This is a genomic window from Gemmatimonas sp. (assembly GCF_036405635.1).
Lineage (GTDB): Bacteria > Gemmatimonadota > Gemmatimonadetes > Gemmatimonadales > Gemmatimonadaceae > Gemmatimonas.
Genome location: NZ_DASWXE010000119.1, coordinates 26,830 through 41,370, shown reverse-complemented (window position 1 = coordinate 41,370; position 14,541 = coordinate 26,830). Strand labels below are relative to the sequence as shown.

Here is a 14,541-nt window from a genome sequence, read left to right as displayed (position 1 = left end):
GAACACGCCGCCGATCTGTTCGGCCTTCGCGCGTTCGGCAACATCTACACGCGCATCATGAATCCCACCACGGATGTCTTCGAGAAGCGCATTGCCGCGCTCGAAGGCGGTGTGGCGGCCGTGGCGGTGGCGAGCGGTCAGGCTGCGCAGACGCTGGCCCTGCTCAATCTCGCCGAAGCCGGCAACAATATCGTCGCATCCCGCTCGCTCTACGGCGGTACGGTGTCGCTGCTGGCGAACACCCTGCCCCGCCTCGGCATCCGCACGCGTTTTGTCGACATCCACGACCACAAGGCCGTGGCAGCCGCAATCGATGACCAGACGCGCGCCATCTACGTGGAGACGGTTGGCAATCCGGCGCTCGACGTCCCGGACATCGAAGCGTTGGCGTCGCTGGCGCATCAGTACAACCTGCCGCTGGTCGTCGACAACACGTTTGCGCCGGTGCTCTGCAAGCCCATCGCTCACGGCGCCGACATCGTCGTGCACAGCGCCACCAAGTGGATTGGCGGACATGGCACCAGCATCGGCGGCGTGGTCGTGGACAGCGGCCGTTTCGACTGGGGCGCGACGGCGCGCTTCCGCAGCTTCTACAAGGAACCCGAGCCCGCGTACCACGGTCTCGTCTTCTCCGACGCGTTCGGCAACCTGGACGGCGCCAACATCGCGTACGCCATTCGCCTGCGTGTGCTGTTGCTGCGCGACATCGGCGCGGCGCTGTCACCGTTCAATGCGTTTCTCTTCCTGCAGGGCCTCGAAACGTTGCCGCTGCGCATCCGCCAACACAGCGCCAACGCACTGCGGCTTGCGCAGTATCTCGAATCGCACCCGTCGGTGGCGTGGGTGAAATATCCGGGCCTCGCCGCTCACGACTCCCATCGTCACGCGGCGAAGTACCTCGCCAAGGGCTTTGGCGGCGTGCTCACGTTCGGCGTGCGCGGCGGTGAAGCGGCGGCGCAGCGCTTCATCAAGGAAACCAAGCTCTTCTCGCTGCTCGCCAATGTCGGCGACGCCAAGAGCCTGGTGATTCACCCGTGGACCACCACGCACGAACAGCTCAGCGAAACGGAGCGTCGTGCCGCCGGCGTCACCCCCGATCTGGTGCGCCTGTCGGTGGGTCTGGAAGATGCCGACGATCTCATTGCCGATCTCGACCTCGCCCTCGCCGCCGCCGTCGGTACCGATCACGCGCGTACCACCACCGCAGGCCCAAAGCGCACCGAGACCGCGGCATGAGCCACTTCCCCACTTCAGCCGGTGTGCGCAACCCGCGTGCACGTGCCGTGACGCGCACCATCGCGTCGGTCGGTGTCGAAGCACGATCGACCGTCGCATCGCGTCGTCCGTCGGCGTCGCAGTCCATCGCGGTGCGTGACGAAATCATCAGCCTGCACGATGTCGCGCTCGATTCGGGTGATGTGCTCGCCTGCATCGATGTGCATTTCCGGCTGGAGGGGGTCGTCAATGCCGCCGCCGACAACGTGGTGCTCGTGGTGCACGCGCTGACCGGCACCGCCGAGGCCAGCGTGTGGTGGAAGGACGTCATCGGCGCCGGCCGTGCGATTGATCCGTCGCGTCATGCCGTACTCTCGGCCAGCCTGCTCGGCGGCTGTGACGGCACCACCGGCCCCACCGATGCCGATCCCGACGCGCTGCCGCCCATCACGACACGCGATCAGGCGCGCGTCCTGGCCCGGTTGCTCGACACGCTGGGTGTGCAGGTGCCGTTGCTGGTGTGCGGTGGCTCGCTGGGTGGCATGGTGACCCTCGAATTCGCCGCGAGCTTTCCCGATCGCCTGCGCGGTGCCGTGTGTTTTGCGGCGCCCGCCGCGCAGACCGCACAGGGACTCGCCTGGAACGCCATCATGCGCCGCGCCATCAGCATTGGCGGTGCCCATGACGGCCTCGCGCTCGCGCGCATGATCGGCATGCTGAGCTACCGCACGCCGGAAAGTCTCGAGCGCCGGTTTGGTCGCACGCGCAGCGCCACCGATGGGTTTCAGGTGAACGAGTGGCTCGATGCACATGGTGAGCGCCTCGTGGCGCGTTTTGATGCGACGAGCTACGGCGCGCTCATCGATGCCACGGACGTGCACGATGTGGGACGCGGGCGCGGTGGCATTGCCGCCGCGCTCGAACCGGTGGCCGACCGCCTCACGGGCGTGGGCATTCCGGGTGACCTGTTGTATCCGGCCGAGTGCGTGCGCGAATGGGCCGGCGCCGCGAACGCGACCTACATCGACTTGCCGTCCGTGCACGGACACGACGCCTTTCTTCTGGAGGCCGATCGCGTGTCGCACATCCTCACCACCGCATTGCGCGACGCAGAAGGAAGGACCGCGTATCGCCACTCCACCGCCGCACGTGAGGACAGCACCATCACCACGCCCGCAACGTCTGCACCGGCGCCGCGCGCATCACATGGTGTTCGGCCATTGCGTATCGCGCTGGCCGGTTGCGGCCATGTCGGTGGAAACCTCCTGGACCTGCTGAGCACCCGACATGCCGACCGAACCAGTCGCGTGAGTGACACGCCGGATGTGCGCGTCGAGCGCGTCCTCGTGCGCGATGCATCACGCGAGCGCCCGTCATTGACGCGTGCTTTGACCGAAGGTGTCGCCGCCGAGGGTGCCTGTATCACGGACGCCGCGCAATTGCTCGGCGACGACATCGACGTGTTGGTGGAGGCCATCGGCGGTACGACCACGGCGCGCGTGCTCGTGGAGGCGGCGCTGGAGCGCGGCATTCGTGTGGTCACCGCCAACAAGGCATTGCTGGGCGAGCGCGGTGAAGCGCTGCAGCAGCTGGCGCGAGAACATAGCACACGCATCGACTTCGAAGGCGCCGTATGCGGGGCCATTCCCATCGTGCGTTGTGTGCGCAACGGTGCGGCGGGCGTGGGCATCACGCGCGTGAGTGGCATCCTGAATGGCACCAGCAACTACGTGCTCGAGCAAATCGCCGACGGCTTTTCACTCGAAGCCGCCGTGGCCACCGCGCAGGAGCTGGGCTACGCCGAGGCCGATCCCACGCGCGACCTCAATGGCCAGGACATCGAGGACAAGCTGCGTGTGTTGGCGTGGCTCGCATTTGGTATCGATCCGCAGTCGCTCAAGGTGACGCGGCGGGGGCTTGATGCCGAAATCGCACTGTGGGCCGCGCAGGCCGCCGCCGAAGGAGATCGGGTGAAACTGATCGCCACATGCGAGCGCGATGGCGACGATGTCGTCGCACGTATCCTGCCCACGCGGGTGCGCGGTGATGATGCGTGGGCGGCGGTGCGCGGTCCTTTCAATCGCGTGCTGATCGAAAGCGAGTCCGCCGGCGAGATCGCGTTTCAGGGGCCGGGAGCAGGCGGACTCGCGACGGCAGGGGCGGTGTTGGCGGACTTACTCCAGTAGCGGGTCGCGGGGTGGCGGGTTTGGAGGTGAACTACCAGGTCGCGAGCTGTGAGTCCCGAGACTCGGGTCCCGTAACCCGGCACCCGGCCTTTCACCCCCAAACCCGTCCCCCCGCGACCCGAAACCGCCGTTACCGTATTCCACGAGCCCGCAGCATCGTGCGCACCGAATCCACCGGCAACGGATTCACCCGCGACGACCGACTCGACACCGGCGTCGCCATGAGCAGCGCGTTGTACAACGCTTCTTCTGTCGCTTCCGTGACCGCCTGAAACAGCGCCGACATCTGTTCGTTGCCCAGTTCGTCGTTGGTGCTCACCACAGCATCGGGATTACGGCGCACCTTGGGCGACGTGGAGAACGCCAGCACATAGTCGCCCGAACCGTTCGATGCACTTGAGCCGGTACGTGCGAGTCCCATTACCGCGCGCGCGCCCATGCGCTCGAGATTGCGGGCGAGCACCGGCGCATCGGTGGCGATGACGATCATGCATGACCCATCGCCATGCTCAGCGCCCGCATCACCCGGTGACCGGGTACCGGCGGGCGCCACATCGCGCTGAAACGCATAGCGACCCAGTTGCTGCCCGATGGGCACACCCATCATCTGCAGCACGCCGCCGTAGTTGCCCTGCACGAGCACGCCCACACTGTAGCCGCCCAGCGATGCCGGCAGCACGCGTGACGAGGTGCCGATGCCGCCTTTCCAGCCAAACATCACCGTACCGTGGCCGGCCCCCACACTGCCCTCCGTGACCGGGCCATCGGTGGCGGTGGCGAGGGCACGTTGTACTGCCGCGGCAATACCGGGACGGGCCCGCGTCGCATTGAGCTGTCCGTCGTTGGTCTCGCCGACGATCGGATTGATGGACCGCACCCCGGAGTTTTCGGGCCGGGTGAGCATCCACTGCGCGAGCGCGTCGCCCGCCTGCCAGATGCACAGCGTGCAAGTGAGCACGATCGGCGTCTCGATCTCCCCGAGCTCGCGCAGCTGCGTCACGCCCAACAGCTTGCCGAAGCCGTTGCCGACATGCAGCGCTGCCGGCACGCGGTCGCGAAACAGATCGCCACCATGTGGCACGATCGCCGTCACCCCGGTGCGCAGCGAATCGCCTTCGCTGATGGTCACCTGCCCCACCTTCACACCGGCGACATCGGTGATGGCGTTGTGACGCCCCGGTGTGAAAATCCCTGGCGCCAACCCAAGCGCCCGCGCGCGGGTCGGCTGCGCTTCCACCCGCGATCCCCACCCCAACATGAGCGGAGCCACCGCCCCAAGAACCGTCAGTATCTGTCGCACGTGAAGTCGTGGAGTTGTGAGTGTGACTGCAAGCAGCATCGACGCGACCACCACCGAGAACACCAAGGCGACCACCTCGCCCCAACCTATCCCCTACAGCCTACTGCCCAGAACCCGCCCCCTCAAACCCAGCCCCAAGCCCCCCAATTAGATTCCCCCGCTTCACTCTCTCTATTAAAGACCGTCTGTGTCTCATCGCCCTCTCTATGGTCACCACACCCTCCGTCAGCGCCTGACGGCGGCCGCGTCCGATGGCCGACTGCCCGCCAGCATTCTGCTGCAGGGCCGTCGTGGGGTGGGCAAGCAGCGCCTCGCGCTGTGGCTGGGACAATTCCTGCTTTGTGAACGAGCCACCCTCGAGGGGCTGCGCGAACCCTGTGGAGGCTGCCAGCACTGCCGATACGCCGAGCGCGGCATGCACCCCGACCTGCACTGGTTCTTCCCGCGCCCTCGCCTCAAGGACGGCGATGCCTCCACCGACGACGTGAAGGGCGACCTCGCAGATGCGATCAACGAACGCATGGGCGACGAAGGATTGTGGGCTCCCTCACCAGGCACCGAAGGCCTGTACGTGGCCACCGTGCGTGCCTTGGTGAGCATGGCGTCGCTGCGTCCGGCCATGGCCAAGCGCAGTGTGTTCGTGGTCGGTGACGCCGAACGTATGGTCAGTCAGGAAGGTTCGGACCAGGCGGCGAACGCCTTCCTCAAGCTGCTCGAGGAGCCGCCGACCGGCACGACGCTGCTGCTCACCACCAGCGAACCCGGCGCGCTGCTGCCCACCATCAAGTCGCGGGTGGTATCCGTCCGTGTGCCATCGCTCACGCCCGCCGACATGGATGCGTTTCTCAGCGACGCGGTGGTGGAGCGAAAGTTCTCGCGCACACCGCGTGAAGAGTTGCTTGCTCGCGCGAATGGAGCACCGGGCGAACTGCTCGCCGGCGATTCCATGAGTGCGGCATTCACGGCGGCGCGACGCCTGCTCGAAGCGGCACTCGCACCCGCCACGCCGGATGGAATCGCCGAACGCACCAAGGCCGCGGCCAAGCAAGGCGTTGCCGGTGCACGTGGTTCATTCAGCGACACACTCGACGCGCTCACCCTGCTGCTGCACGCCCGCGTGCGACAGCTCACGCTGTCTGGTCATGACATCGATGCACGTCGCGCCGCATCCACGATGATGTTCGTCGAAACCGCCAAGGCGAAGGCGCAGGGCAACGTGAGCCCCCAATTGCTCACGGCCTCGCTGCTCGCCTCCCTGCACCAGACGCTGAACCCCTGAGCCCATGTCGGACGCCGCGCGTCAGCTTTCGCACCTCGATTCGGCAGGAAATTTCGGAATGGTTGACGTAGGTCACAAACCGATTTCCGTACGATCCGCAGTCGCGTCCGGGCACATTTCCATGGCGCAGGACACATTCAACGCCATACGCGACAATGGGTTGAAGAAAGGCGACGTCATCCCGGTGGCACGACTGGCCGGAATTCAGGCAGCAAAACGTACAGCTGAGCTCGTTCCCCTCTGCCACCCGCTCCCGTTGTCGGGGATCGATGTCCGGGTTAGTCTCGATGAGTCACTCCCCGGGTGCCTGGTGGAGGGATCTGTCCGTACCACCGCTCAGACCGGGGTGGAAATGGAAGCGCTGACCGCCGTGTCCGTCGCACTACTGACGATCTACGACATGGCCAAGGCGATCGACCGGACGATGGTGATCTCGAACATCACGCTGCGCGAAAAACGCGGCGGCGCGTCGGGAGACTTCATCAACCGTCCGTAAGCGACCGTTGAAAGCGAGGGCCCATGCACGACCCGATAGATGAAGTACCCGTAGTAACCGCAGTACCGAGTCTCGACGCCGAGGCTCGCCGCCGGCGGATTCGTCGCCGTGTGGCTCGGCGCCGTCTTTCCAAGCTGGGTACGCTTGGCATGGTGGTATTGGCCGTGGCGGTGGTCATCCGCCCTGGTTCCGGCTCCTTCAGCACGCCGGACCCGTCGCCCGATCATCCGGGCACGGCAATCTCCGAACTGGCCGTGACCGGCAACGGTCCCCAGATCCCGACGACAGGCCCGCGCGTTGCGCCGCTCACGGTGCAGCCACTGTGGCGCCCCGCAGGCGAGGTGCTCAAGCGCACCCGCAGCAAGCAAGCCAACAAGACGGCGTCCAACGCCCCCGCTTTTGCCTTCGCCCCCGATCCGCGGGAACGCGAACAGCGTGAGCTGCTGGGCCGCTGGCACCACATCTTTTCCTTCAGCACCAAGTACCGCATCAAGCCCGATCTCTCACGTCGCATCTACGATGCCGCCATCACGGCAGGTATCGAACCGGAACTGGCGTTCCGCCTGGTGCGAGTGGAGAGCGTGTTCGACGTGAAGGCCGTGAGCCCCGTGGGTGCCATGGGCCTCACACAGCTCATGCTCGGCACCGCTCGCGTGTTCGAGCCCAACGTCACCCGGGAACAGCTGCTCGACCCCGAGGTCAACCTGCGTATCGGCTTCCGCTACCTGCGCACGCTGATCCGGGAATACAAAGGTGATCTCAAGCTGGCCCTGCTCGTGTACAACCGTGGCCCCACGGCCGTGAACAACGCCATTGCCATGGGCTTGAGCCCGGCCAACGGCTACGAAAGCATCATCACCCGTGGCTACCGCGGACGGGGCACGCTGGACTGATCAAACGGTCGCACCACCGCTTTCATCGACAGCACAGGATCAAACAAGAAAGGCGGCTCCGCACCTGCGGGGCCGCCTTCTTCGTTTCCGACACCCACCGCGAAGCGCTTCCTACTTGGACGCCGTCCGGGTCTTCGCCTTGGCGGACTTGCTGCTGGACTTGCTCGCGGACTTTGGCGCCGCCTTTGTGGTCTTCTTCTTGGTGGTGGCCGATTTGGCCTTCACCGACTTCGCGCTGGTCGCCTTGGCCTTGGTCGACTTCGACGCCTTGCTCGAAGCGCCCTTCGATTTGGCTGCTGACGTTTTGGTCGATGCCTTGGCAGCGCTCTTCGTGGTCTTGGATGCCGTGGTCTTGGACGATGCCGTCGTTGCACCACGCACCTGCAGCGACTGGCCGGCCACGAGTCGGGTGCCCCGCATGCCGTTCATGGCCTGCAGTCGGGATTGCGTCATCCCATAGCGCCGGGCAATGCCGCCCAGAGTCTCGCCGCGCCGCACCACATGCACACCGCGCGATTGCAGCGACGCACTGGAGCTCGTGCCGTAGCGTTCGATGGACGGATCGGGAATCTCGAACGCATAAGCCAGCGTGGCGCCGTCCGGAATGCGCACCGTCTGCCCCGCCGTCAGTCGTCCCTTCGAGGACACCTTGAGATTGGGATTGAACCACCGCAGTTGCTTGACCGTGATGCCGTGTTTGCCGGCCAATCCACTCGCCGTGGTCGTCGTGCCGGTCACCTTGCTGGTGGTGAACCCCTGCACATCGGTCATCGTGTCGAGTGCGGCCCGCGTCAGCTCACCCGTCCCTTCCGGCAACCGCACCCACACCGAGGCATCGGGTGGAGCCATGCCACGCAGCAGGGCAGGATTGAGATACCGGAGATCCTTGCTGCCCACGCCGCTCGCCCGCGACACGGCCGCCAGACTGGTGCCCGGTGCCACAGACACCGAGTCATAGAGATAGAGCGGCATCGAATCGAGTACGATGCCATAACGATCCGGCGTCTTTGCGATCAACGCGGCCGCGATCAGCTGCGGCACATAGTTCTTGGTTTCCGCTCGCAGATAGTCCTGATCGGCCAGCGCAAAAAAACGATCCTCTCCCTCGAAACCTTCCAGCTCTTCGGCAAATCGCGTGAGGCCGCGGGAGACACGCCCCGGTCCACCGTTGTAGGCCGCCGCCGCCAAATAGAACGAGCCGAACTGCTTCTGCAGATAACCAAGGAATCGGATGGCACCGTCGGTGGCGCGCGCCGGATCCCGGCGTTCGTCCACCCACCAGTCCACGCGCATGCCGATGTCCTTGGCGGTGCTGCTCATGAACTGCCACATCCCCACCGCCGCAGCACGGGAATAGGCGTGTGGGTCGTAGCCACTCTCGATAAGCGCCAGATAGGTCAGGTCCTCCGGCATGCCACTCGCCCGCAGCTTGGCGCGAATCATCGGCTCGTAGCGCGTTCCCGCCGACAGCCGGGTCCGGAATCGCTCTTTGGCGCTGGTGCTGAAAAGGTTCACGTAGTGGGCGACCCGATCATGCGTCTCGTAGGAACGCACATCGATGTCCCACTGGGGCTCGGCGGCGGCCGAGTCGGCAGCGGCGACAGCTATGGAATCGCCAAATACCGCCACCGCAGCCCGGACCACTTCATCGGGCGCCGCCGTGTCACGCGCGACACGTGGAGCGGGAGATAGGGGAACAGCCGTCGCCACGGGCGGAGCGGCGGTCGCGGGAGGCTTCGCGGGGCCGCGCCATGGGGCCGATGACAAACACCCGCTCAGGGCGACAGCTGTGCCCGAGACCAGTGCAGCTCGGCGAAGTGGCAGGAAAAGACGAGACGACATACGCCAGCGCCGAGGAAAGGATCGTACGGACTCGCGAACAGAAGACGCGAAGCTCCGTCATCGGAACCGGTCCGCTCCCGTGTCGGACAGGGACACCGGTGCGAACGTTGCACGTCGTGTTATAACCCCAAGGCGCCGACAGGGACACCCGCCACGGTAATTCCTGCGTGGCCGGCGTCACGGCTGAGTTGGTTCAGGACAGCGGGCCGAGCAGAGGAGCCGCCATTCGGTTGGCGGCGTGCAGGGCGGCCCGTACGGCCGCGGCCATGGCGTCCCCTTCGACGATCGCCGCGCCCACCACACGCCGTGGCTCAGCGCCGTCGCGGACCATGGCGGCCACCATCATCACTGTGGTGTCGAACGCCCGCACCGGCTTCACGCCAATGAGTTCGAACCGCATGGCCGCATCGGAGGCCGCCGCCAGCGCATCGAATGTCGCCAGGACAGCCAAACGCAGATCCCCACCCTCGGATGTCGTGCCTTCCTGACGGCAGATGTAGCTGCCATCGGTGAAGTACGGACCGCTGAAACGCACAGTCACCCGCGTGAAGGCGGCCGGACCTCGCTCGAGGTGGCAGTCCACGAACTGCAACCGCGGTCGGCTCTCCTGGGAAGACTCAGCCCGTGGGGTCATGGCGATGCCGTTGTAGGCGTCTCGGTCGATGCGCTCGGAGAGGATCATGGTCGGAAGGGTGTGGCTCGCGTGGCATGGGGTGTCACGGCATGAGCCATTTTCCAGCTGACGAACCGCGTCATGACACGTAACAGCACCACTCGTCACAGCCAATCACCGACTGTGATCCCTGCACCTTCACCCGCTGTCACAGTGCGGGATACCTCAGGCGTCGGTGATGATCCCCGTTTCCAGCGCGAAGCGGGTCAGCCCGGCCACCGAATGGATCTGCAGCTTGCGCATGAGGCTCTCGCGGTGCGCCTCCACCGTACGGCGGCTGATGCCCAGCTCTGCCGCGATCGCCTTGTTGGTCAGGCCACGCGCCACGCCGGCCAGCACATCGCGTTCGCGGGGCGTGAGCAGGTCGAGCTGCGCCGCCGGTGCCCCTTCGCTCACCACTTCCGTGGACGTCAGACGCCGCACCACGGACGGACTGAAGAACGTCCCGCCGGCGTGGACCGCCCGGATGGCTGCCCGGAGCTCCTCGCCGGCGGAATCCTTGAGCAGATAGCCGTGCGTGCCAATGCGCATGCCCTCACGCACGTACTCGCCCTGATCGTGCATGCTGAGCAACAGCACCCGGGTGTCCGGCAACGCCTCGCGAAGACGCGCTGCGGCCTTGAGACCCGATTCCTCCGGCATGGTGATGTCCAGCACCACCACATCCGGCACGTGCTGCAGGGCCAGGTCGACCGCGACACGCCCGTTCGAGGCCTCCCCCACTACTTCGATGCCCGGATCGGCGTCGAGCACATAGCGTAGGCCTTCACGGACCAGGGCATGGTCGTCCGCGATCAGGACCCGGATGGGGGCGGTGGTGGCTGCAGGCACGTTCATAGGTCTCTCCACCAAGTATATCGCTGCGCGGTGCGGAAGCGTTGTCCGCCGGCAACGGGTGCTTCCGAAGAGGGTGTACCGTCCAGCGGAGATTCCGTCAGGCCTGGCGCCGCAGGCGCGGCACGGTCACCGTGAGTTCGGCCCCCGGCGTCCGGTTGGCGATCACCACCGTACCGTCCACAGCCAGCAGCCGCTCCCGCATACCGGTGATGCCCATGCGATGCTCAGTGCTCCGCAGTCGGCCGTCGCGCAGTGTGGGGAATCCGCGCCCGTCATCGCCCACGATCATGATCAGTGCGTCGTCGTCCACGGAGACGGTCACATCCACCCGTTGGGCTCCGGCATGGCGCACGATGTTGCTCAGCGCCTCCTGCAGCGCGCGAAACACGGCGAGATCGGCATCGCCCGGCAGCGGCGGCAGCGTGGGCGGCGCACCAAACACCACCAGCAATCCACTGCGCTCCGTGAAGTCGGTGATGAGCGAATGCAGCGCCGGCCGCAGGCCAAGATCGTCGAGCAGCGTGGGGCGCAGAGCGCTGGTCACCTGACGAATGCTGGCGATGCCGGTATCCACCAGCGACAGCAACCGATCGAGTCGCGGGGAGGAGTCGGGAGCCAACAATGGCCGCAGCGATTCGAGCTGCATCTTCACCGCGGAAAACACCTGCGCCGTTTCGTCGTGCAACTCACGGGAGAGCCGGCGACGCTCTTCCTCGTGCTGACGCAGCATACGCGCCGACAACTGCTCGAGCGCCTGCGTGCGTGCCGCCAGCTGTCGATCCAGCGCCCATTGATCGAGCGCCGCGCCCACCTGCTGCCCGAGCGCCAGCAGAAAGTCATCGTCGAGCGCCGTGAACGGATTGCGCACATCACCAGCCATCACGAGCGCCCCCACCAGCTGCGATCCGGCGCCCACGGGCAGCACCGCCACGAAGGGTTGTTCCCCCGCCGCTGCGACAATCTGCGGACGCCGCGTGAGCCGCATACGCGCAAGCGCATCATGGACTTCGTGCTGTGCCGTATCGCCGGCCCACGCGCTGCACACGCCCGCTCCACTCACGAACCGCCCGCGTGCCAGCGCATCAGGTGGTGGCGTGGCTTCACCGCGCGCACGCGCCTGCGACAGCACACGCTCCATCACCTCCGCCGCGGATTCTTCTTCGGGGCTGCCCTCAGGCGCCGAATCCATGGCCGAATCCGTCGCCGTATCCGTCGCGCTCTCGGACGGTTCCTTTGACAACGTGCGCAGCGCACCCGTTGGAGGCACCGCATCGAACAGGAACATCGCGGCCCCACGCACACCCGGCAGGGCGAGCGGACGCACCAGCAAGGTGTCCACGGGGTCGCGCTCATGACCGCGCGATGCGCGGCGCTGCAAGTCTCCCGACAGCGCGCTCAGTGCGCGCACGCCGCGGCCAAGGTCATCGAGTACCAGCAGCACGAGGCCCGCCGCGACCAACAGTACGAAGCTGATATCGAGGTAGTAGCCCCACGGCGTCCAGGCGCCCTGCGCGCGCAGAAACGGATAGTCGAGGTGATGCAGCCCCCACAGCGCAAACGATACGGCCAGCCAACGGGCGCCCGTGGAGTGCGCGATACGGTGGTGCCGCCAGAACACCCATCCCGTCCACGCCGTCGCGCCACTGAGGAACAGCACAGCTGGCAGTGCGGCCCACAAAAAGTGATCGAGCTGATAGATGGCGATGTACGACCACAGCGGCGGAAACAGCGCCCACCCCAGATACACCGCGCGCGGTCGCATCTGTCGCGAGAACACCAGCGACGCCCATAGCAGCGCGAGCGCGGTCCAGCCGGTCGTCACCTGGTGCCAGTACAACCACACCCGCTCGCCGGTCAGCAGAAAACTGAGAATGCAAAACAGGCGCGCGACATACACGCCCCAGGCCACGGCAAACCAGCCGAACCACGAGCGCCGATAGCGCACATACAAATGCGCGCACAGCACCGCCACGCCCGTGGTGACGGCCCCCTGCAGCAACGTGGCGGCAAGCTCCGTCTCCAGCAGCGCTGGTGGTGTGTACTGCACATCGATTTGCAGCAACGTGGCCAGCCACCCTACGAAGGGCATCATCGTGCGAACATCCGCATCAGGTCGGTGTCAGGAGGGACCTACTCCACCAGCTGCGGCGGGAATCCCGGGCCATGCGGGCCCGGGTCCTGTTGCTGCACGTGATAGATGGTGCGCGACGGGAAAGCGAAGGACGAACCATGATCCTCCAGCACCCGCAGGAACTCGAGGAACAGGTCGTGCCGGATGCGCAGGAACTCGTTGTGGTCGGTCGTCTGGAACCAGGCCACCACATTCATGCGAATCGCCGAATCGGTGAACGCGGTGATGTTCACACGCACCACGTCTGGCCACACCTTGGGATGGGCACGCAGCAGTGCTTCCACCTCGTTGCGGATCTGCACGAGATCTTCGCGGCTGGTCTCGTACGTGAGGTCGAGATCGGTGCGCAACAGCATGCGATCGCGCTCACCGAATGTCTCGATGCGATCGTCCGCCAGTCTGCCGTTCGGCACGCGTACCACCGTGCGATCGATCGTGCGGATGCTCGTCGAACGCAGTCCGATCCGCTCCACCGCGCCCTCGGTCGTACCGGCCTTCACCCAATCACCCACGCGCAGCACCTTGTCCGCCGCGAGGCTCACGCTGCCGAAGAGGTGCTCCACCGTCTTCTGTGCGGCGAGCGCCACCGCGATACCACCGATACCGAGACCAGCCAGCAGCGTCCCCACCGGATAGCCGAACTGCGCCAGCGCCACGAGCAACGCGATCACCGTGACCGCCACGCGCAGGAAGTTGCCCAGCAGCGGCACCAGTGTGCGCGCCTGCGCCCCCTGCCCTGTCTCCCACGCCGCGTTCTCGAGACGCGACTGCACGATGCGAATCACCTGCAGGATCGCCCAGAACAGCGCGATCAGCACCATGCCCCGCGTGAAGGCGTTCAGGAACGTCGCCACGCGCGCATTGAGATTGAGCACCGACAACAACGGCTCCGCGACCACCGCCGCCGCCCAGAGGCGAAACGGTCCGCGCAGGTGCTCGAGCAGCTGTTCATCCCACGTGCTCACCGTGCGCGAGGTGATGCGCACGAGCACCTGCCTCAGGAACGCGCCGAGCAACCATGCGGCCAGCACCAGCACGGGCAACGCCACCCCGATGCCAATCCACTGCCACCAATAGACGTTGAGCGGCCCCTCACGCAGCAGCGAAGGCGGCACGCGCTCACGCACCCACGGTGCGCCGAGATCCTCGAACCACGCGTCGATGTTGGAGACCGTCGCCGACGAAAAGACCCACCGCGTCGGAACCCCCGACACGCGCACGAGGCGCACGGCCTCCTCGTGCCCATTGGCGCCCATGATCACGCCCACGCGATCACCATTCAGGTCGCCATCGGTGGTGTCACCCACCACCAGCGGCGAGAGGCTGTTCAGATCGAGCGCCAGCCGCTGATCGAGAACGGACTTGAGGCGACGGGCAAGCACCGCGGACCGACCCTGATCGGCAGCCGGCACGGCGAGATAGTCGGCGGCACCGGACCAATCGCCCGCATCAGCGAGGCGGAGAAAATCCCGCACCGCCGCACGGGGAGACGCGGTGGAAACGGCCGGCGAAGAGTCTGCGGGCGGGGACTTTTTCCCCAATCCAAGCTGGGCCGCCGCGGGCAGAGTGATCACGGGCAGGGCGATCGCGGCGACCAGTGCCGTGAGCACCCACGGCGTCAAGCGAAACAGTGGCGTGCGCATGGGAGGAAGATACCCCGCGGTCACTGGGACGGCGTGCTGCATATGG

Annotated in this window: 11 protein-coding genes; 5 read left to right on the top strand and 6 right to left on the bottom strand. The window is 66.2% G+C overall.

All coding sequences use genetic code 11. The features are described from left to right. A partial coding sequence (locus tag VGE27_RS10580; protein WP_331049616.1) for an O-acetylhomoserine aminocarboxypropyltransferase/cysteine synthase family protein occupies positions 1-1,236 on the top strand: 1,236 nt, incomplete at its 5' end. Beyond that, positions 1,233-3,401 (top strand): homoserine dehydrogenase, encoded by a 2,169-nt coding sequence (locus VGE27_RS10575; RefSeq protein WP_331049615.1) that lies wholly within the window; start codon positions 1,233-1,235, stop codon positions 3,399-3,401. The genes VGE27_RS10580 and VGE27_RS10575, both read left to right, overlap by 4 nt. Positions 3,402-3,531: 130 nt before the next feature. On the opposite strand, the gene VGE27_RS10570 is transcribed toward VGE27_RS10575, so the two are convergent. Further along, complete coding sequence (locus tag VGE27_RS10570; protein WP_345788009.1) at positions 3,532-4,659, bottom strand: P1 family peptidase; 1,128 nt, start codon at positions 4,657-4,659, stop codon at positions 3,532-3,534. Between the two features lie 229 nt (positions 4,660-4,888). Here VGE27_RS10570 and VGE27_RS10565 point away from each other — a divergent pair, with 229 nt between their 5' ends. From VGE27_RS10565 to VGE27_RS10555, 3 genes are read left to right on the top strand one after another with little or no spacing between them, the layout of a single operon-like run. After that, positions 4,889-5,980: a hypothetical protein gene (locus VGE27_RS10565; protein ID WP_331049613.1), complete on the top strand. Its 1,092-nt coding sequence runs from the start codon at positions 4,889-4,891 to the stop codon at positions 5,978-5,980. Positions 5,981-5,984: 4 nt separating this feature from the next. Then, positions 5,985-6,476, top strand: a complete 492-nt coding sequence (gene moaC / locus VGE27_RS10560) for a cyclic pyranopterin monophosphate synthase MoaC (RefSeq protein WP_331049612.1) — start codon at positions 5,985-5,987, stop codon at positions 6,474-6,476. A 23-nt stretch (positions 6,477-6,499) separates the two neighbouring features. Further along, positions 6,500-7,369, top strand: a complete 870-nt coding sequence (locus VGE27_RS10555) for a lytic transglycosylase domain-containing protein (protein ID WP_331049611.1) — start codon at positions 6,500-6,502, stop codon at positions 7,367-7,369. A 111-nt stretch (positions 7,370-7,480) separates the two neighbouring features. Here the strand turns inward: VGE27_RS10555 and VGE27_RS10550 are convergent, their stop codons facing one another. The 5 genes from VGE27_RS10550 to VGE27_RS10530 all read right to left on the bottom strand — a co-directional run bounded on the left by VGE27_RS10550 (position 7,481) and on the right by VGE27_RS10530 (position 14,495). After that, positions 7,481-9,079: a lytic transglycosylase domain-containing protein gene (locus VGE27_RS10550; protein ID WP_331049610.1), complete on the bottom strand. Its 1,599-nt coding sequence runs from the start codon at positions 9,077-9,079 to the stop codon at positions 7,481-7,483. A gap of 325 nt (positions 9,080-9,404) precedes the next feature. Beyond that, positions 9,405-9,893, bottom strand: coding sequence for a hypothetical protein (locus tag VGE27_RS10545; RefSeq protein ID WP_331049609.1), 489 nt, complete (start codon positions 9,891-9,893; stop codon positions 9,405-9,407). Positions 9,894-10,049: 156 nt separating this feature from the next. Continuing rightward, positions 10,050-10,721, bottom strand: coding sequence for a response regulator transcription factor (locus VGE27_RS10540; protein ID WP_331049608.1), 672 nt, complete (start codon positions 10,719-10,721; stop codon positions 10,050-10,052). A gap of 97 nt (positions 10,722-10,818) precedes the next feature. Next, on the bottom strand, positions 10,819-12,813 hold the full coding sequence (locus VGE27_RS10535) for a sensor histidine kinase (RefSeq protein WP_331049607.1): 1,995 nt from the start codon (positions 12,811-12,813) through the stop codon (positions 10,819-10,821). Positions 12,814-12,851: 38 nt separating this feature from the next. Next, positions 12,852-14,495 carry a mechanosensitive ion channel family protein gene (locus VGE27_RS10530; protein WP_331049606.1) on the bottom strand — a complete coding sequence of 548 codons (1,644 nt, stop codon included), beginning with the start codon at positions 14,493-14,495 and terminating at the stop codon, positions 12,852-12,854. Positions 14,496-14,541 lie beyond the last annotated feature (46 nt).

What these genes read in the sequence shown, in the direction of transcription:
- VGE27_RS10575 (WP_331049615.1), top strand. Translation starts at nt 1,233, where the DNA reads ATGAGCCACTTCCCCACTTCAGCCGGTGTGCGCAACCCGCGTGCACGT.
- VGE27_RS10570 (WP_345788009.1), bottom strand. Translation starts at nt 4,659, where the DNA reads ATGTTGGGGTGGGGATCGCGGGTGGAAGCGCAGCCGACCCGCGCGCGG.
- moaC (WP_331049612.1), top strand. Translation starts at nt 5,985, where the DNA reads ATGTCGGACGCCGCGCGTCAGCTTTCGCACCTCGATTCGGCAGGAAAT.
- VGE27_RS10555 (WP_331049611.1), top strand. Translation starts at nt 6,500, where the DNA reads ATGCACGACCCGATAGATGAAGTACCCGTAGTAACCGCAGTACCGAGT.
- VGE27_RS10545 (WP_331049609.1), bottom strand. Translation starts at nt 9,893, where the DNA reads ATGATCCTCTCCGAGCGCATCGACCGAGACGCCTACAACGGCATCGCC.
- VGE27_RS10540 (WP_331049608.1), bottom strand. Translation starts at nt 10,721, where the DNA reads ATGAACGTGCCTGCAGCCACCACCGCCCCCATCCGGGTCCTGATCGCG.
- VGE27_RS10535 (WP_331049607.1), bottom strand. Translation starts at nt 12,813, where the DNA reads ATGATGCCCTTCGTAGGGTGGCTGGCCACGTTGCTGCAAATCGATGTG.
- VGE27_RS10530 (WP_331049606.1), bottom strand. Translation starts at nt 14,495, where the DNA reads ATGCGCACGCCACTGTTTCGCTTGACGCCGTGGGTGCTCACGGCACTG.